At 54.0% G+C, this 20,950-nt stretch carries 9 protein-coding genes and 1 pseudogene; all 10 read left to right on the top strand.

Annotated features, from left to right (window positions below; all coding sequences use genetic code 11):
- Nucleotides 1–101: 101 nt before the first annotated feature.
- Complete coding sequence (gene hemC, locus DYH48_RS00100; RefSeq protein WP_011848051.1) at nt 102–1,034, top strand: hydroxymethylbilane synthase; 933 nt, start codon at nt 102–104, stop codon at nt 1,032–1,034.
- A gap of 4 nt (nt 1,035–1,038) precedes the next feature.
- A complete protein-coding gene (locus DYH48_RS00095; protein WP_012090409.1) occupies nt 1,039–1,779 on the top strand; it encodes a uroporphyrinogen-III synthase in 741 nt (246 codons plus the stop codon).
- A 60-nt stretch (nt 1,780–1,839) separates the two neighbouring features.
- On the top strand, nt 1,840–3,021 hold the full coding sequence (locus tag DYH48_RS00090; protein ID WP_115333718.1) for a uroporphyrinogen-III C-methyltransferase: 1,182 nt from the start codon (nt 1,840–1,842) through the stop codon (nt 3,019–3,021).
- Nucleotides 3,018–4,184, top strand: coding sequence for a heme biosynthesis HemY N-terminal domain-containing protein (locus DYH48_RS00085; RefSeq protein WP_115333717.1), 1,167 nt, complete (start codon nt 3,018–3,020; stop codon nt 4,182–4,184). Before DYH48_RS00090 ends, DYH48_RS00085 begins: the two co-directional genes overlap by 4 nt.
- A gap of 422 nt (nt 4,185–4,606) precedes the next feature.
- Nucleotides 4,607–11,146 carry a retention module-containing protein gene (locus tag DYH48_RS23860; protein ID WP_172481124.1) on the top strand — a complete coding sequence of 2,180 codons (6,540 nt, stop codon included), beginning with the start codon at nt 4,607–4,609 and terminating at the stop codon, nt 11,144–11,146.
- Nucleotides 11,074–19,290, top strand: a pseudogene (locus DYH48_RS23855) (Ig-like domain-containing protein); the annotation flags it as partial. The gene DYH48_RS23860 and the pseudogene DYH48_RS23855, both read left to right, overlap by 73 nt.
- Before the next feature lie 30 nt (nt 19,291–19,320).
- Nucleotides 19,321–20,196, top strand: a complete 876-nt coding sequence (locus DYH48_RS24165) for an Ig-like domain-containing protein (RefSeq protein ID WP_440591197.1) — start codon at nt 19,321–19,323, stop codon at nt 20,194–20,196.
- Nucleotides 20,189–20,518: an Ig-like domain-containing protein gene (locus DYH48_RS00075; RefSeq protein WP_115333716.1), complete on the top strand. Its 330-nt coding sequence runs from the start codon at nt 20,189–20,191 to the stop codon at nt 20,516–20,518. Before DYH48_RS24165 ends, DYH48_RS00075 begins: the two co-directional genes overlap by 8 nt.
- On the top strand, nt 20,515–20,718 hold the full coding sequence (locus DYH48_RS00070) for a hypothetical protein (protein ID WP_147287756.1): 204 nt from the start codon (nt 20,515–20,517) through the stop codon (nt 20,716–20,718). Before DYH48_RS00075 ends, DYH48_RS00070 begins: the two co-directional genes overlap by 4 nt.
- Nucleotides 20,711–20,842 (top strand): hypothetical protein, encoded by a 132-nt coding sequence (locus tag DYH48_RS23850; protein WP_256613010.1) that lies wholly within the window; start codon nt 20,711–20,713, stop codon nt 20,840–20,842. The genes DYH48_RS00070 and DYH48_RS23850 overlap by 8 nt, the downstream gene beginning before the upstream one ends.
- The last annotated feature ends 108 nt before the right edge of the window (nt 20,843–20,950 follow it).

Raw genomic sequence — 20,950 nt, 5'->3', positions numbered from 1 at the left:
GTAGAACATCGCCGACTTCAAAGAATCGATACGGCTTCCTTACATAAACGATTTGCCAATGTTAGCATTGGCGCAACTAAGATCTTTGATGGAAACTAGGCATGTCTGAGAACCGCATACGTATCGCAACCCGCAAGAGTCCGCTGGCCATGTGGCAAGCTGAATTTGTTAAAGCCGAATTAGAACGCATTCACCCAGGTATTGTGGTGGAATTGCTGCCAATGAGCACTAAAGGCGACGTTATCTTAGATACGCCGCTAGCCAAAGTGGGCGGTAAAGGTTTGTTCGTCAAAGAGCTTGAAGTCGCTATGTTAGACGATCTTGCCGATATCGCAGTGCACTCAATGAAAGACGTGCCAGTCGACTTCCCTGAAGGCTTAGGCCTTGAAGTGATTTGCGAGCGCGAAGATCCCCGCGATGCCTTTGTATCGAATTTATATAAATCGATCAGCGAATTACCATTAGGCGCAACTGTGGGCACCTCGAGCCTACGTCGTCAATGTCAGATACGTGCATCACGTCCCGACCTCATCATCAAAGATTTACGCGGTAACGTTGGAACTCGTTTAGCTAAGCTTGATAACGGCGAATACGATGCCATTATTCTTGCCGCTGCTGGCTTAATCCGTCTGAAATTGTCTGAGCGTATTGCCAGCTTTATTTCTGCAGAAGAATCCTTACCCGCCAACGGCCAAGGCGCTGTGGGTATCGAATGTCGCATCAACGACGAACGTGTTAAAGCGCTACTGGCGCCATTAGAGCATTTAGAAACTCGCTACCGTGTTCTTGCCGAGCGCGCGATGAACACTCGCCTTGAAGGTGGATGCCAAGTGCCGATTGGCGCATTTGCTGAAATCGATGGTGACGAGATGACGCTACGCGGCCTAGTCGGTAACCCAGATGGCAGTGAAATCATCGAAGGCGTGATCACAGGTCCAAAAACCGAAGCCACGCAATTAGGGGTTGCCCTTGCTGAAGAGTTACTCAGCAAAGGTGCCAAAACCATTCTCGACGCCGTTTACGCTAAAGCCTAAGTCAATGAAAGTCTTACTGACGCGCCCCGAGGGGCGCAATCAGTCCATGGTCGATGCCTTGAATGAACGAGGTATTGCCCACTGGGTCACACCTCTGCTGTGTGTCGAAGCAACGCCCGCTATCGCAACGAATACCCCGCATCCTTTGGCACACGCCGATATGATTATCTGCATCAGCGCCAATGCAGTGACTTTTGCGGATAACGCCTTAACTACTACAAATCCACCCCATAAAGCTTGGCCTCCAGCTCAATACTTCGCGGTAGGGCATGCGACTTGGGACGCATTAGACCAACTTGGCATTTCGGCCCTCGAAGCCCCTGATGATTGCCAGCAAACCGAAGGGCTGCTCACTCTCGCGCCGCTGCAAGAGATTAAAGGTAAGCAGATTACTATTATACGTGGTGTCGGTGGCCGCGAAGCCTTAGCAGAACAACTGGCTGCGCGCGGTGCACATTTGCGCTATTGGGAAGTGTATCAACGAGCTTGCCCGCCACTCGATGGTCAACAGTTAGCTCTGCAATGGCAAGCCTTCGGGATAGACACGATTGTGGTGACCAGCGGTGAAGTACTGGATAACCTGATTAATTTAGTGCCAAAAGAGTTATTTGCATGGCTGCGCTCATGTCATATCATAGTCCCAAGTAACCGAGTAGAAGCTCAAGCTCACGCCTTTGGTATGACCCAAGTCACCAATGCCAATGCCGCCAACAGCAAAGCCGTGCTAAACGCCCTTAAACTCTAAGCGCTATTTAGCCCGATTTTACTCGAATTTCGGCAGTAGCATGTTTTCAAGGACTGTTAAATGGATAACAACAAGCACGACGCAAAGAGCCCAGAATCAGAGGCTACCGCTATTATTGTGTCACCGGAAACAACCGATGATACGCCCGCAACATCAGCGTCATCCACCGAATCCCAAACAGCCAAAGCCACCCCTTCAACCGCGCCGAGCCAAACGCCAGCATCCAGTAGAAGCTCGTGGGCGATTCGCTTTGGGGTTTTATTAGCGCTGGGTTTAACCGCTTGCACCCTTGGCGGCGGTTTTATGCTGTACCAACAAATGCAACAGCAACTACTGGCGCAGGATGCGAAAAATATCGCCCTGCAGGACCAATTACAGCAAGCGCTGTTGCAGCCAAATCAACGTATTGGCCAGCTTGAACAGCAACAACTGAATGATGCTAAGACTTACCAAGAATTAACAAAATTGGCAGCAGACCAAAATCAACTGCAGGACAGGGTCAATAAACTGGCCCAGCGCAGCCCAACGCATTGGATGGCCTCTGAAGCCGAATATCTAGTGAATATGGCGGGCCGTAAACTTTGGTTAGAGAAAGATCCCCGCACCGCCACCGATCTATTAAAGTCGGCGGATGAAACCATCGCCGCCATGAACAATCCGGCGTTACTGCCTATTCGTAAGGCATTAGCAAAAGACATCGCCGCCACGGCCAGCATTAAAACCACAGATATTGATGGCAATGTATTGGCGCTCGATGCCTTAATTGAACAACTCGATAAACTGCCGCTGAATCGCACCGATGCAGAAACTGATGCCCCAGAAGATACGACGATTACTGGGGATTTGAATGATTGGCAGAGCAATCTGGGCAAAACGTGGAAAGCGTTAACCCAAGACTTTATTACCATACGCCACAAAACCGCCGATGCGCCCGCTTTACTCGCACCAGAACAGCAATGGTATCTGGTGGAGAACATTCGCCATAAACTGCTGCAATCGCAACTTGCGTTATATCGCTATGACAGAGCGGCTTATCACCAATCATTGATGATGGCGCGCAAATGGCTCCAAACCTATTTTGATACGCAAGATCACAAGACAGCTGAGGCCATCGCCGAAATCGATAAATTAGCAACCTTAGAACTTGATCCTATTACCCTGAAATCCTTTGCGGCTAAACCTCTGTTATTACAGCTGACTAGTTATGGCGAGCTGACCTCATCAGAGGATGTGCCACTATGATCAAAATATTAATTTTCTTAGGGATAGTGCTAATAGGGCTCTGTATCAGCCCTTGGTTGGTTGGTAATACAGGTTATGTCTATATCGCTGCCGGTGACTACCAGATTGAGACCAGCTTAGTCTTTGGGATCATTGCGTTAATTGTATTTTATGCCGTATTCCAAGTACTCGAATGGCTAGTGATTAGCGCCATCAATCTGATGCTGCGCAGTCGTTTTATTCCCCATCACTGGCGCCGCCGCTCGGCTAAAAAACATACCTTAATGGGTGCACTGGCTCTGGCTGAAGAAGATTGGCCAGCAGCTGAACGCGCCATGATAAAAGGTGCTGACAACGGTGAGCTCCCAGCACTTAATTTACTTGCAGCGGCCCGTGCCGCTCAGTATCAACAAAAAATAGCCGAGCGAGATCAATATCTTGATCGCGCTGCAGCGCAACCTCTTGCCGCGAATGCCGTAGCAACCACTCGCACTCGATATCTGTTAAAACAAGGAGAGTTAACTTTAGCCCGCGCCGAGCTGGATAAATTAGCACCGACGAGCAAGAGTAAAGCGCCAGTACTCAAACTCGCCCTTGAGTTATACCGAACCCAAGAGGATTGGGATGCGCTCAAGCTGTTAATGCCTATTTTGAAGAAGCGTCAGATCCTCGATGATGCTCAGCTGAATGAGCTCAATATCGCCACTAATTGCGCGTTACTCAAAGCCGCAGCCATCAAAGGTGAAGAAGCCTTAGAGCAATGCTGGCAGTGGTTATCCCGCAGTGAACGCAATCAGTCTGATTTTCTGGCGATTTATGCCATGGGTTTATGCCGCTTTAATCGCAAAGACCAAGCGCTGAAACTAATCGCGAAAAAGTTACGAACCTCTCCCGAGTCAGCACTTTTACATGCAATTCCTGAAATCGCGACAGCCCAAGACACAGAGATCCGTAAACAGTTACTCAAGCATGAAGTCACCCATGAGAATAATGCGGACTACCAGATGTGTTTGGCTAAGCTTTATCAGCAAACGCGGGATATGAAAGAAGCCAGAAGCTGCTTGCAGAATGTTTGCCGACTCGAACCAACAAAAGCCTCATGGCTGGCGCTCGCTCGCATTCAAGAACAGTTAGGCGAACAAGGTAACGCCAATCAAAGCTACCGTCAGGCAGTTAACCTGTAGCTCTACGACATCAATAAAGATGACGCCGTGATTTGCACACGGCGTTTACCACTCACGAAGGTTCTTGCTTCATTCGAACTCAAAAACGAGACTCACTAGGTCGGTTTGTGTCGTTTTCATAAAAAATTAACCTTCCAATCCTAATTAATTTGTTATAAATATACTTAACTACGAAGTTGAAAAATACTAAATGCAGCCCTTTTTATAAATATATCTACTACATCTAGTTACACATCTGAATCCTGTCTTTTTTATATCCAACATCTCGCAAACCCCAGTCAGAACAAGCAATACAGATGTGTCAAAAAATTGACTTGTGACACTTTGTTAGCTAAAATTCGACCACTTGTATCACAACCCAGCACATATGTTGGATTTGTGCGTCTGTGGAATTAACACACTTTGGCTGTTGGGAGCTCACTATGGGATCGGTAATTACATCAAAGAAAGGTTTGCTTAAGTTAGTAAAAGGGCAAATCAATGTCGAAGTTGATGGTTCAAATCAACCCGCTAAGGATGGCGAACAACTCCCAAAAGGTGCTGTGCTCCATATTGACGAAAACGCGACCTATGAGATCACCTTCGACGATGGCACTAAGCTATCGAACGAAGTTGCTCCCAACGAATCAGCAGTAGCCACCAACGCCACTGACGCGGCTGCCTTAGATGAAATCCAAGCATTACAAGATCTAATTGCCTCTGGTGAAGACCCAACTCAGAACCTTCCAGAAACCGCAGCAGGGAACACTCCAGGCCGTGACGGTAACTCTGGCTATGTCACTCTCGCTCGCAGTGGTAGTGAAGTCTTAGCCACATCAGGATACTCAACCACTGGTCAAGCACTGACAGGCACAACGGTCAATGATCCACAACTGACCATTGCTGCAGATTCTCCTTCGGCACTCGCCAATGACAGCAATACGACCGATGAAGATAACATTGCCACTGGCAATGTGCTCGATAATGACAGCGATGTAGACTCAAGCTTAAGTGTTGTGAGTTTCGAAGTCGGCGGTACCACTTACGCAGCAGGTACCGAAGTCACGCTTGAAGGCGGCACTTTAGTGTTAAACGCCGATGGCTCATATACCTTTACACCCAATGAAAACTGGAATGGCCAAGTTCCTGTTATTACTTACACCACTAACACGGGTGCAAGCGCAACTCTTACCATTAATATCTCGCCTATAGATGATCCATCTGTTCTGGCCAACGATTCAAATACAGTCGATGAAGATACAGCTGCTACAGGCAACGTACTTGATAATGACAGTGATGTGGACTCAACCTTAAGTGTTGTGAGTTTCGAAGTCGGCGGTACCACTTATACAGCAGGAACTGAAGTCACGCTCGAAGGCGGCACTTTAATCTTGAACGCCGATGGCTCATATACCTTTACGCCCAATGAAAACTGGAATGGCCAAGTTCCTGTTATTACTTACACCACCAACACGGGTGCAAGCGCGACCTTAACCATCAATATATCGCCTGTAGATGATGCATCTGTTCTGGTCAACGATTCAAATACGGTAGATGAAGATACAGCTGCTACAGGCAACGTACTTGATAATGACAGCGATGTGGACTCAACCTTAAGTGTTGTGAGTTTTGAAGTCGGCGGTACGACCTACGTAGCAGGTACCGAAGTCACGCTCGAAGGCGGCACTTTAATCTTGAACGCCGATGGCTCATATACCTTCACGCCAAATGAAAACTGGAATGGCCAAGTACCCACCATTACTTACACAACCAATACTGGCTCTTCAGCAATATTAACCATCAATATCACACCAGTCGCCGATGGGGGACCTAGTGTCACTATCAATACAGATACAAACAATGATGGTTTTATCAGTAACGAAGAGCTAGCTGGCAATACTGAAGTCAATGTCACTATTGGCTTAGATGGCACAGGTGCAAATGTTGGCGATACGCTGACTGTTAATGGTGTTGACTACACACTGACTCAGGAAGATATCAACAATGGCTTTGTGAATCTCAACCTTCCAGCCCCCGGTGAAGGCGAAACGATTACAGTTGTAGCGACTATCACAGACAGTGCCGGTAACACATCTCCAGAAGGCAGTGATTCAGCATTACTCGATACAACTGCGCCAACAATTACTGTTGATGCACCTGATGATACCCAAGATACAACACCAACGATCACAGGTTCGACTGATGCACCGCCAGGTAGCACTATTACGATTGTAGTGACCGATAGCACAGGTGCAGAGCAGACTCTCACCACAACAGTAAACCCTGATGGCACCTATTCCGTAGATGTCACTACCCCACTCGCTGAAGGCGGCTATACCGCTGTAGCAACAGTGACAGATCCAGCTGGTAATACAGGTGAAGCTACTGATAATGGTAATGTTGATAACACAGCACCAAATATTACCGTCGATGTTCCCGATGCAACCAATGACACAACCCCGACAATCACGGGCACTACAGATGCCCCTCCAGGTAGCACCATAACAATTGTTGTCACCGACAGCACAGGTACTGAGCAGACGCTAACCACCACGGTTAACCCTGACGGTACTTATACTGTGGATGTTACCAATCCTGTCGCCGAAGGCTCTATTACAGCAACAGCGACAGTTACAGATCCTGCAGGTAATACCGGCACAGCCACAGATGACGGTAACGTGGATATCACAGCACCTAACATCACTGTTGATGCACCCGATAATACACAAGATACCACCCCTACTATTACTGGTTCGTCAGATGCAACGCCAGGTAGCACAATTACGATTGTTGTCACAGATAGCACAGGTGCAGAACAGACATTAACAACGACTGTTAATGAAGATGGCACCTACGCAGTGGACGTCACAACCCCTCTGGCTGAAGGTGATTATACCGCTGTAGCAACAGTGACAGATCCTGCTGGTAATACAGGTAAAGCCACTGATAATGGCAATGTAGACACCCAAATTGACCAAGATGGCGACGGCAACACCGTGGCGATCACCAGCATTACCGATGACACCGGCGCCTCGGGCAGCGACTTCATCACCAACGACAACACCTTAGTGTTCAACGGCACGGTCGATTTGGGTGACAACAGCACCTTGGCCGTCACCATCAATGGCGTGGTCTACACCACTGCCAACGGCTTGGTGATTGATGCCAGCGGTAACTGGAGCATCGACTTAACCGGCACCACCTTGGCCGATGGCACTTACCCTGTCAGCGCCACGGTCACTGACCTGGCGGGCAACAGCAAAACCGTCACCCAAGACGTGGTGATTGATACCAAGATTGACCAAGATGGCGACGGCAACACCGTGGCGATCACCAGCATTACCGATGACACCGGCGCCTCGGGCAGCGACTTCATCACCAACGACAACACCCTGATTTTCAACGGTACCGTCGATTTAGGTGACAACAGCACCTTGGCCGTCACCATCAATGGCGTGGTCTACACCACTGCCAACGGCTTGGTGATTGATGCCAGCGGTAACTGGAGCATCGACTTAACCGGCACCACCTTGGCCGATGGCACTTACCCTGTCAGCGCCACGGTCACTGACCTGGCGGGCAACAGCAAAACCGTCACCCAGGACGTGGTGATTGATACCAAGATTGACCAAGATGGCGACGGCAACACCGTGGCGATCACCAGCATTACCGATGACACCGGTGCCTCCGGCAGCGACTTCATCACCAATGACAACACCTTAGTCTTCAACGGTACCGTCGATTTAGGTGACAACAGCACCTTGGCCGTCACCATCAATGGCGTGGTCTACACCACCGCCAACGGCTTGGTGATTGATGCCAGCGGTAACTGGAGCATCGACTTAACCGGCACCACCTTGGCCGATGGCACTTACCCTGTCAGCGCCACGGTCACTGACCTGGCGGGCAACAGCAAAACCGTCACCCAGGACGTGGTGATTGATACCAAGATTGACCAAGATGGCGACGGCAACACCGTGGCGATCACCAGCATTACCGATGACACCGGCGCCTCGGGCAGCGACTTCATCACCAACGACAACACCCTGATTTTCAACGGTACCGTCGATTTAGGTGACAACAGCACCTTGGCCGTCACCATCAATGGCGTGGTCTACACCACCGCCAACGGCTTGGTGATTGATGCCAGCGGTAACTGGAGCATCGACTTAACCGGCACCACCTTGGCCGATGGCACTTACCCTGTCAGCGCCACGGTCACCGACCTAGCCGGCAACAGCAAAACCGTCACCCAGGACGTGGTGATTGATACCAAGATTGACCAAGATGGCGACGGCAACACCGTGGCGATCACCAGCATTACCGATGACACCGGCGCCTCGGGCAGCGACTTCATCACCAACGACAACACCCTGATTTTCAACGGTACCGTCGATTTAGGTGACAACAGCACCTTGGCCGTCACCATCAATGGCGTGGTCTACACCACTGCCAACGGCTTGGTGATTGATGCCAGCGGTAACTGGAGCATCGACTTAACCGGCACCACCTTGGCCGATGGCACTTACCCTGTCAGCGCCACGGTCACTGACCTGGCGGGCAACAGCAAAACCGTCACCCAGGACGTGGTGATTGATACCAAGATTGACCAAGATGGCGACGGCAACACCGTGGCGATCACCAGCATTACCGATGACACCGGTGCCTCCGGCAGCGACTTCATCACCAACGACAACACCTTAGTGTTCAACGGCACGGTCGATTTGGGTGACAACAGCACCTTGGCCGTCACCATCAATGGCGTGGTCTACACCACTGCCAACGGCTTGGTGATTGATGCCAGCGGTAACTGGAGCATCGACTTAACCGGCACCACCTTGGCCGATGGCACTTACCCTGTCAGCGCCACGGTCACTGACCTGGCGGGCAACAGCAAAACCGTCACCCAAGACGTGGTGATTGATACCAAGATTGACCAAGATGGCGACGGCAACACCGTGGCGATCACCAGCATTACCGATGACACCGGCGCCTCGGGCAGCGACTTCATCACCAATGACAACACCCTGATTTTCAACGGTACCGTCGATTTAGGTGACAACAGCACCTTGGCCGTCACCATCAATGGCGTGGTCTACACCACTGCCAACGGCTTGGTGATTGATGCCAGCGGTAACTGGAGCATCGACTTAACCGGCACCACCTTGGCCGATGGCACTTACCCTGTCAGCGCCACGGTCACTGACCTGGCCGGCAACAGCAAAACCGTTACCCAGGACGTGGTGATTGATACCAAGATTGACCAAGATGGCGACGGCAACACCGTGGCGATCACCAGCATTACCGATGACACCGGCGCCTCGGGCAGCGACTTCATCACCAATGACAACACCTTAGTCTTCAACGGTACCGTCGATTTAGGTGACAACAGCACCTTGGCCGTCACCATCAATGGCGTGGTCTACACCACCGCCAACGGCTTGGTGATTGATGCCAGCGGTAACTGGAGCATCGACTTAACCGGCACCACCTTGGCCGATGGCACTTACCCTGTCAGCGCCACGGTCACTGACCTGGCGGGCAACAGCAAAACCGTCACCCAAGACGTGGTGATTGATACCAAGATTGACCAAGATGGCGACGGCAACACCGTGGCGATCACCAGCATTACCGATGACACCGGCGCCTCGGGCAGCGACTTCATCACCAACGACAACACCCTGATTTTCAACGGTACCGTCGATTTAGGTGACAACAGCACCTTGGCCGTCACCATCAATGGCGTGGTCTACACCACTGCCAACGGCTTGGTGATTGATGCCAGCGGTAACTGGAGCATCGACTTAACCGGCACCACCTTGGCCGATGGCACTTACCCTGTCAGCGCCACGGTCACCGACCTAGCCGGCAACAGCAAAACCGTCACCCAGGACGTGGTGATTGATACCAAGATTGACCAAGATGGCGACGGCAACACCGTGGCGATCACCAGCATTACCGATGACACCGGCGCCTCGGGCAGCGACTTCATCACCAACGACAACACCTTAGTGTTCAACGGCACGGTCGATTTGGGTGACAACAGCACCTTGGCCGTCACCATCAATGGCGTGGTCTACACCACTGCCAACGGCTTGGTGATTGATGCCAGCGGTAACTGGAGCATCGACTTAACCGGCACCACCTTGGCCGATGGCACTTACCCTGTCAGCGCCACGGTCACCGACCTAGCCGGCAACAGCAAAACCGTCACCCAAGACGTGGTGATTGATACCAAGATTGACCAAGATGGCGACGGCAACACCGTGGCGATCACCAGCATTACCGATGACACCGGCGCCTCGGGCAGCGACTTCATCACCAACGACAACACCCTGATTTTCAACGGTACCGTCGATTTAGGTGACAACAGCACCTTGGCCGTCACCATCAATGGCGTGGTCTACACCACTGCCAACGGCTTGGTGATTGATGCCAGCGGTAACTGGAGCATCGACTTAACCGGCACCACCTTGGCCGATGGCACTTACCCTGTCAGCGCCACGGTCACTGACCTGGCGGGCAACAGCAAAACCGTCACCCAGGACGTGGTGATTGATACCAAGATTGACCAAGATGGCGACGGCAACACCGTGGCGATCACCAGCATTACCGATGACACCGGTGCCTCCGGCAGCGACTTCATCACCAACGACAACACCTTAGTGTTCAACGGCACGGTCGATTTGGGTGACAACAGCACCTTGGCCGTCACCATCAATGGCGTGGTCTACACCACTGCCAACGGCTTGGTGATTGATGCCAGCGGTAACTGGAGCATCGACTTAACCGGCACCACCTTGGCCGATGGCACTTACCCTGTCAGCGCCACCGTCACTGACTTGGCGGGCAACAGCAAAACCGTCACCCAAGACGTGGTGATTGATACCAAGATGGCGACGGCAACACCGTGGCGATCACCAGCATTACCGATGACACCGGCGCCTCGGGCAGCGACTTCATCACCAACGACAACACCCTGATTTTCAACGGTACCGTCGATTTAGGTGACAACAGCACCTTGGCCGTCACCATCAATGGCGTGGTCTACACCACTGCCAACGGCTTGGTGATTGATGCCAGCGGTAACTGGAGCATCGACTTAACCGGCACCACCTTGGCCGATGGCACTTACCCTGTCAGCGCCACGGTCACTGACCTGGCGGGCAACAGCAAAACCGTCACCCAGGACGTGGTGATTGATACCAAGATTGACCAAGATGGCGACGGCAACACCGTGGCGATCACCAGCATTACCGATGACACCGGCGCCTCGGGCAGCGACTTCATCACCAACGACAACACCCTGATTTTCAACGGTACCGTCGATTTAGGTGACAACAGCACCTTGGCCGTCACCATCAATGGCGTGATCTACACCACTGCCAACGGCTTGGTGATTGATGCCAGCGGTAACTGGAGCATCGACTTAACCGGCACCACCTTGGCCGATGGCACTTACCCTGTCAGCGCCACCGTCACTGACCTGGCCGGCAACAGCAAAACCGTCACCCAAGACGTGGTGATTGATACCAAGATTGACCAAGATGGCGACGGCAACACCGTGGCGATCACCAGCATTACCGATGACACCGGCGCCTCGGGCAGCGACTTCATCACCAATGACAACACCTTAGTCTTCAACGGTACCGTCGATTTGGGTGACAACAGCACCTTGGCCGTCACCATCAATGGCGTGGTCTACACCACTGCCAACGGCTTGGTGATTGATGCCAGCGGTAACTGGAGCATCGACTTAACCGGCACCACCTTGGCCGATGGCACTTACCCTGTCAGCGCCACGGTCACTGACCTGGCGGGCAACAGCAAAACCGTCACCCAAGACGTGGTGATTGATACCAAGATTGACCAAGATGGCGACGGCAACACCGTGGCGATCACCAGCATTACCGATGACACCGGCGCCTCGGGCAGCGACTTCATCACCAACGACAACACCTTAGTGTTCAACGGCACGGTCGATTTGGGTGACAACAGCACCTTGGCCGTCACCATCAATGGCGTGATCTACACCACTGCCAACGGCTTGGTGATTGATGCCAGCGGTAACTGGAGCATCGACTTAACCGGCACCACCTTGGCCGATGGCACTTACCCTGTCAGCGCCACGGTCACTGACCTGGCGGGCAACAGCAAAACCGTCACCCAAGACGTGGTGATTGATACCAAGATTGACCAAGATGGCGACGGCAACACCGTGGCGATCACCAGCATTACCGATGACACCGGCGCCTCGGGCAGCGACTTCATCACCAACGACAACACCCTGATTTTCAACGGTACCGTCGATTTAGGTGACAACAGCACCTTGGCCGTCACCATCAATGGCGTGGTCTACACCACTGCCAACGGCTTGGTGATTGATGCCAGCGGTAACTGGAGCATCGACTTAACCGGCACCACCTTGGCCGATGGCACTTACCCTGTCAGCGCCACCGTCACTGACCTGGCGGGCAACAGCAAAACCGTCACCCAGGACGTGGTGATTGATACCAAGATTGACCAAGATGGCGACGGCAACACCGTGGCGATCACCAGCATTACCGATGACACCGGCGCCTCGGGCAGCGACTTCATCACCAACGACAACACCCTGATTTTCAACGGTACCGTCGATTTAGGTGACAACAGCACCTTGGCCGTCACCATCAATGGCGTGATCTACACCACTGCCAACGGCTTGGTGATTGATGCCAGCGGTAACTGGAGCATCGACTTAACCGGCACCACCTTGGCCGATGGCACTTACCCTGTCAGCGCCACCGTCACTGACCTGGCCGGCAACAGCAAAACCGTCACCCAAGACGTGGTGATTGATACCAAGATTGACCAAGATGGCGACGGCAACACCGTGGCGATCACCAGCATTACCGATGACACCGGCGCCTCGGGCAGCGACTTCATCACCAATGACAACACCTTAGTCTTCAACGGTACCGTCGATTTGGGTGACAACAGCACCTTGGCCGTCACCATCAATGGCGTGGTCTACACCACTGCCAACGGCTTGGTGATTGATGCCAGCGGTAACTGGAGCATCGACTTAACCGGCACCACCTTGGCCGATGGCACTTACCCTGTCAGCGCCACGGTCACTGACCTGGCGGGCAACAGCAAAACCGTCACCCAAGACGTGGTGATTGATACCAAGATTGACCAAGATGGCGACGGCAACACCGTGGCGATCACCAGCATTACCGATGACACCGGTGCCTCCGGCAGCGACTTCATCACCAATGACAACACCTTAGTCTTCAACGGTACCGTCGATTTAGGTGACAACAGCACCTTGGCCGTCACCATCAATGGCGTGGTCTACACCACCGCCAACGGCTTGGTGATTGATGCCAGCGGTAACTGGAGCATCGACTTAACCGGCACCACCTTGGCCGATGGCACTTACCCTGTCAGCGCCACCGTCACTGACCTGGCGGGCAACAGCAAAACCGTCACCCAGGACGTGGTGATTGATACCAAGATTGACCAAGATGGCGACGGCAACACCGTGGCGATCACCAGCATTACCGATGACACCGGCGCCTCGGGCAGCGACTTCATCACCAACGACAACACCTTAGTGTTCAACGGCACGGTCGATTTGGGTGACAACAGCACCTTGGCCGTCACCATCAATGGCGTGGTCTACACCACTGCCAACGGCTTGGTGATTGATGCCAGCGGTAACTGGAGCATCGACTTAACCGGCACCACCTTGGCCGATGGCACTTACCCTGTCAGCGCCACGGTCACTGACCTGGCGGGCAACAGCAAAACCGTCACCCAAGACGTGGTGATTGATACCAAGATTGACCAAGATGGCGACGGCAACACCGTGGCGATCACCAGCATTACCGATGACACCGGCGCCTCGGGCAGCGACTTCATCACCAACGACAACACCCTGATTTTCAACGGTACCGTCGATTTGGGTGACAACAGCACCTTGGCCGTCACCATCAATGGCGTGATCTACACCACTGCCAATGGCTTGGTGATTGATGCCAGCGGTAACTGGAGCATCGACTTAACCGGCACCACCTTGGCCGATGGCACTTACCCTGTCAGCGCCACCGTCACTGACCTGGCGGGCAACAGCAAGACCGTCACCCAGGACGTGGTGATTGATACCAAGATTGACCAAGATGGCGACGGCAACACCGTGGCGATCACCAGCATTACCGATGACACCGGCGCCTCGGGCAGCGACTTCATCACCAATGACAACACCTTAGTCTTCAACGGTACCGTCGATTTAGGTGACAACAGCACCTTGGCCGTCACCATCAATGGCGTGGTCTACACCACCGCCAACGGCTTGGTGATTGATGCCAGCGGTAACTGGAGCATCGACTTAACCGGCACCACCTTGGCCGATGGCACTTACCCTGTCAGCGCCACGGTCACCGACCTAGCCGGCAACAGCAAAACCGTCACCCAGGACGTGGTGATTGATACCAAGATTGACCAAGATGGCGACGGCAACACCGTGGCGATCACCAGCATTACCGATGACACCGGCGCCTCGGGCAGCGACTTCATCACCAACGACAACACCTTAGTGTTCAACGGCACGGTCGATTTGGGTGACAACAGCACCTTGGCCGTCACCATCAATGGCGTGGTCTACACCACTGCCAACGGCTTGGTGATTGATGCCAGCGGTAACTGGAGCATCGACTTAACCGGCACCACCTTGGCCGATGGCACTTACCCTGTCAGCGCCACGGTCACTGACCTGGCGGGCAACAGCAAAACCGTCACCCAAGACGTGGTGATTGATACCAAGATTGACCAAGATGGCGACGGCAACACCGTGGCGATCACCAGCATTACCGATGACACCGGCGCCTCGGGCAGCGACTTCATCACCAACGACAACACCCTGATTTTCAACGGTACCGTCGATTTGGGTGACAACAGCACCTTGGCCGTCACCATCAATGGCGTGATCTACACCACTGCCAACGGCTTGGTGATTGATGCCAGCGGTAACTGGAGCATCGACTTAACCGGCACCACCTTGGCCGATGGCACTTACCCTGTCAGCGCCACCGTCACTGACCTGGCGGGCAACAGCAAGACCGTCACCCAGGACGTGGTGATTGATACCAAGATTGACCAAGATGGCGACGGCAACACCGTGGCGATCACCAGCATTACCGATGACACCGGCGCCTCGGGCAGCGACTTCATCACCAATGACAACACCTTAGTGTTCAACGGTACCGTCGATTTAGGTGACAACAGCACCTTGGCCGTCACCATCAATGGCGTGGTCTACACCACTGCCAACGGCTTGGTGATTGATGCCAGCGGTAACTGGAGCATCGACTTAACCGGCACCACCTTGGCCGATGGCACTTACCCTGTCAGCGCCACGGTCACTGACCTGGCGGGCAACAGCAAAACCGTCACCCAGGACGTGGTGATTGATACCAAGATTGACCAAGATGGCGACGGCAACACCGTGGCGATCACCAGCATTACCGATGACACCGGCGCCTCGGGCAGCGACTTCATCACCAACGACAACACCCTGATTTTCAACGGTACCGTCGATTTAGGTGACAACAGCACCTTGGCCGTCACCATCAATGGCGTGGTCTACACCACTGCCAACGGCTTGGTGATTGATGCCAGCGGTAACTGGAGCATCGACTTAACCGGCACCACCTTGGCCGATGGCACTTACCCTGTCAGCGCCACCGTCACTGACCTGGCCGGCAACAGCAAAACCGTCACCCAAGACGTGGTGATTGATACCAAGATTGACCAAGATGGCGACGGCAACACCGTGGCGATCACCAGCATTACCGATGACACCGGCGCCTCGGGCAGCGACTTCATCACCAATGACAACACCTTAGTCTTCAACGGTACCGTCGATTTGGGTGACAACAGCACCTTGGCCGTCACCATCAATGGCGTGGTCTACACCACTGCCAACGGCTTGGTGATTGATGCCAGCGGTAACTGGAGCATCGACTTAACCGGCACCACCTTGGCCGATGGCACTTACCCTGTCAGCGCCACGGTCACTGACCTGGCGGGCAACAGCAAAACCGTCACCCAAGACGTGGTGATTGATACCAAGATTGACCAAGATGGCGACGGCAACACCGTGGCGATCACCAGCATTACCGATGACACCGGCGCCTCGGGCAGCGACTTCATCACCAATGACAACACCTTAGTCTTCAACGGTACCGTCGATTTAGGTGACAACAGCACCTTGGCCGTCACCATCAATGGCGTGGTCTACACCACTGCCAACGGCTTGGTGATTGATGCCAGCGGTAACTGGAGCATCGACTTAACCGGCACCACCTTGGCCGATGGCACTTACCCTGTCAGCGCCACGGTCACCGACCTAGCCGGCAACAGCAAAACCGTCACCCAGGACGTGGTGATTGATACCAAGATTGACCAAGATGGCGACGGCAACACCGTGGCGATCACCAGCATTACCGATGACACCGGCGCCTCGGGCAGCGACTTCATCACCAATGACAACACCTTAGTGTTCAACGGCACGGTCGATTTGGGTGACAACAGCACCTTGGCCGTCACCATCAATGGCGTGGTCTACACCACTGCCAACGGCTTGGTGATTGATGCCAGCGGTAACTGGAGCATCGACTTAACCGGCACCACCTTGGCCGATGGCACTTACCCTGTCAGCGCCACGGTCACTGACCTGGCGGGCAACAGCAAAACCGTCACCCAGGACGTGGTGATTGATACCAAGATTGACCAAGATGGCGACGGCAACACCGTGGCGATCACCAGCATTACCGATGACACCGGCGCCTCGGGCAGCGACTTCATCACCAACGACAACACCCTGATTTTCAACGGTACCGTCGATTTAGGTGACAACAGCACCTTGGCCGTCACCATCAATGGCGTGGTCTACACCACTGCCAACGGCTTGGTGATTGATGCCAGCGGTAACTGGAGCATCGACTTAACCGGCACCACCTTGGCCGATGGCACTTACCCTGTCAGCGCCACCGTCACTGACCTGGCCGGCAACAGCAAAACCGTCACCCAAGACGTGGTGATTGATACCAAGATTGACCAAGATGGCGACGGCAACACCGTGGCGATCACCAGCATTACCGATGACACCGGCGCCTCGGGCAGCGACTTCATCACCAATGACAACACCTTAGTGTTCAACGGTACCGTCGATTTGGGTGACAACAGCACCTTGGCCGTCACCATCAATGGCGTGGTCTACACCACTGCCAACGGCTTGGTGATTGATGCCAGCGGTAACTGGAGCATCGACTTAACCGGCACCACCTTGGCCGATGGCACTTACCCTGTCAGCGCCACGGTCACTGACCTGGCGGGCAACAGCAAAACCGTCACCCAAGACGTGGTGATTGATACCAAGATTGACCAAGATGGCGACGGCAACACCGTGGCGATCACCAGCATTACCGATGACACCGGCGCCTCGGGCAGCGACTTCATCACCAACGACAACACCCTGATTTTCAACGGTACCGTCGATTTGGGTGACAACAGCACCTTGGCCGTCACCATCAATGGCGTGATCTACACCACTGCCAACGGCTTGGTGATTGATGCCAGCGGTAACTGGAGCATCGACTTAACCGGCACCACCTTGGCCGATGGCACTTACCCTGTCAGCGCCACCGTCACTGACCTGGCGGGCAACAGCAAGACCGTCACCCAGGACGTGGTGATTGATACCAAGATTGACCAAGATGGCGACGGCAACACCGTGGCGATCACCAGCATTACCGATGACACCGGCGCCTCGGGCAGCGACTTCATCACCAATGACAACACCTTAGTCTTCAACGGTACCGTCGATTTAGGTGACAACAGCACCTTGGCCGTCACCATCAATGGCGTGGTCTACACCACCGCCAACGGCTTGGTGATTGATGCCAGCGGTAACTGGAGCATCGACTTAACCGGCACCACCTTGGCCGATGGCACTTACCCTGTCAGCGCCACGGTCACCGACCTAGCCGGCAACAGCAAAACCGTCACCCAGGACGTGGTGATTGATACCAAGATTGACCAAGATGGCGACGGCAACACCGTGGCGATCACCAGCATTACCGATGACACCGGCGCCTCGGGCAGCGACTTCATCACCAACGACAACACCCTGATTTTCAACGGTACCGTCGATTTAGGTGACAACAGCACCTTGGCCGTCACCATCAATGGCGTGGTCTACACCACTGCCAACGGCTTGGTGATTGATGCCAGCGGTAACTGGAGCATCGACTTAACCGGCACCACCTTGGCCGATGGCACTTACCCTGTCAGCGCCACGGTCACTGACCTGGCGGGCAACAGCAAAACCGTCACCCAGGACGTGGTGATTGATACCAAGATTGACCAAGATGGCGACGGCAACACCGTGGCGATCACCAGCATTACCGATGACACCGGCGCCTCGGGCAGCGACTTCATCACCAATGACAACACCTTAGTCTTCAACGGTACCGTCGATTTAGGTGACAACAGCACCTTGGCCGTCACCATCAATGGCGTGGTCTACACCACCGCCAACGGCTTGGTGATTGATGCCAGCGGTAACTGGAGCATCGACTTAACCGGCACCACCTTGGCCGATGGCACTTACCCTGTCAGCGCCACGGTCACCGACCTAGCCGGCAACAGCAAAACCGTCACCCAGGACGTGGTGATTGATACCAAGATTGACCAAGATGGCGACGGCAACACCGTGGCGATCACCAGCATTACCGATGACACCGGCGCCTCGGGCAGCGACTTCATCACCAACGACAACACCCTGATTTTCAACGGTACCGTCGATTTAGGTGACAACAGCACCTTGGCCGTCACCATCAATGGCGTGGTCTACACCACTGCCAACGGCTTGGTGATTGATGCCAGCGGTAACTGGAGCATCGACTTAACCGGCACCACCTTGGCCGATGGCACTTACCCTGTCAGCGCCACCGTCACTGACTTGGCGGGCAACAGCAAAACCGTCACCCAGGACGTGGTGATTGATACCAAGATTGACCAAGATGGCGACGGCAACACCGTGGCGATCACCAGCATTACCGATGACACCGGTGCCTCCGGCAGCGACTTCATCACCAACGACAACACCTTAGTGTTCAACGGCACGGTCGATTTGGGTGACAACAGCACCTTGGCCGTCACCATCAATGGCGTGGTCTACACCACTGCCAACGGCTTGGTGATTGATGCCAGCGGTAACTGGAGCATCGACTTAACCGGCACCACCTTGGCCGATGGCACTTACCCTGTCAGCGCCACGGTCACTGACCTGGCGGGCAACAGCAAAACCGTCACCCAAGACGTGGTGATTGATACCAAGATTGACCAAGATGGCGACGGCAACACCGTGGCGATCACCAGCATTACCGATGACACCGGCGCCTCGGGCAGCGACTTCATCACCAATGACAACACCCTGATTTTCAACGGTACCGTCGATTTAGGTGACAACAGCACCTTGGCCGTCACCATCAATGGCGTGGTCTACACCACTGCCAACGGCTTGGTGATTGATGCCAGCGGTAACTGGAGCATCGACTTAACCGGCACCACCTTGGCCGATGGCACTTACCCTGTCAGCGCCACGGTCACTGACCTGGCCGGCAACAGCAAAACCGTTACCCAGGACGTGGTGATTGATACCAAGATTGACCAAGATGGCGACGGCAACACCGTGGCGATCACCAGCATTACCGATGACACCGGCGCCTCGGGCAGCGACTTCATCACCAATGACAACACCTTAGTCTTCAACGGTACCGTCGATTTAGGTGACAACAGCACCTTGGCCGTCACCATCAATGGCGTGGTCTACACCACCGCCAACGGCTTGGTGATTGATGCCAGCGGTAACTGGAGCATCGACTTAACCGGCACCACCTTGGCCGATGGCACTTACCCTGTCAGCGCCACGGTCACTGACCTGGCGGGGCAACAGCAAAACCGTCACCCAGGACGTGGTGATTGATACCAAGATTGACCAAGATGGCGACGGCAACACCGTGGCGATCACCAGCATTACCGATGACACCGGCGCCTCGGGCAGCGACTTCATCACCAACGACAACACCTTAGTGTTCAACGGCACGGTCGATTTGGGTGACAACAGCACCTTGGCCGTCACCATCAATGGCGTGGTCTACACCACTGCCAACGGCTTGGTGATTGATGCCAGCGGTAACTGGAGCATCGACTTAACCGGCACCACCTTGGCCGATGGCACTTACCCTGTCAGCGCCACGGTCACTGACCTGGCGGCAACAGCAAAACCGTCACCCAAGACGTGGTGATTGATACCAAGATTGACCAAGATGGCGACGGCAACACCGTGGCGATCACCAGCATTACCGATGACACCGCGCCTCGGCAGCGACTTCATCACCAACGACAACACCCTGATTTCAACGGTACCGTCGATTTGGTGACAACAGCACCTTGGCCGTCACCATCAATGGCGTGTCTACACCACTGCCAACGGCTTGGTGATTGATGCCAGCGGTAACTGGAGCATCGACTTAACCGGCACCACTTGGCCGATGGCACTTACCCTGTCAGCGCCACGGTCACTGACCTGGCGGGCAACAGCAAACCGTCACCCAGGACGTGGTGATTGATACCAAGATTGACCAAGATGGCGACGGCAACACCGTGGCGATCACCAGCATTACCGATGACACCGGCGCCTCGGGCAGCGACTTCATCACCAACGACAACACCTTAGT

This window comes from Shewanella baltica (assembly GCF_900456975.1).
GTDB classification, from domain to species: Bacteria; Pseudomonadota; Gammaproteobacteria; order Enterobacterales; family Shewanellaceae; genus Shewanella; species Shewanella baltica.
This window is presented reverse-complemented; position numbering and strand designations above follow the sequence as displayed.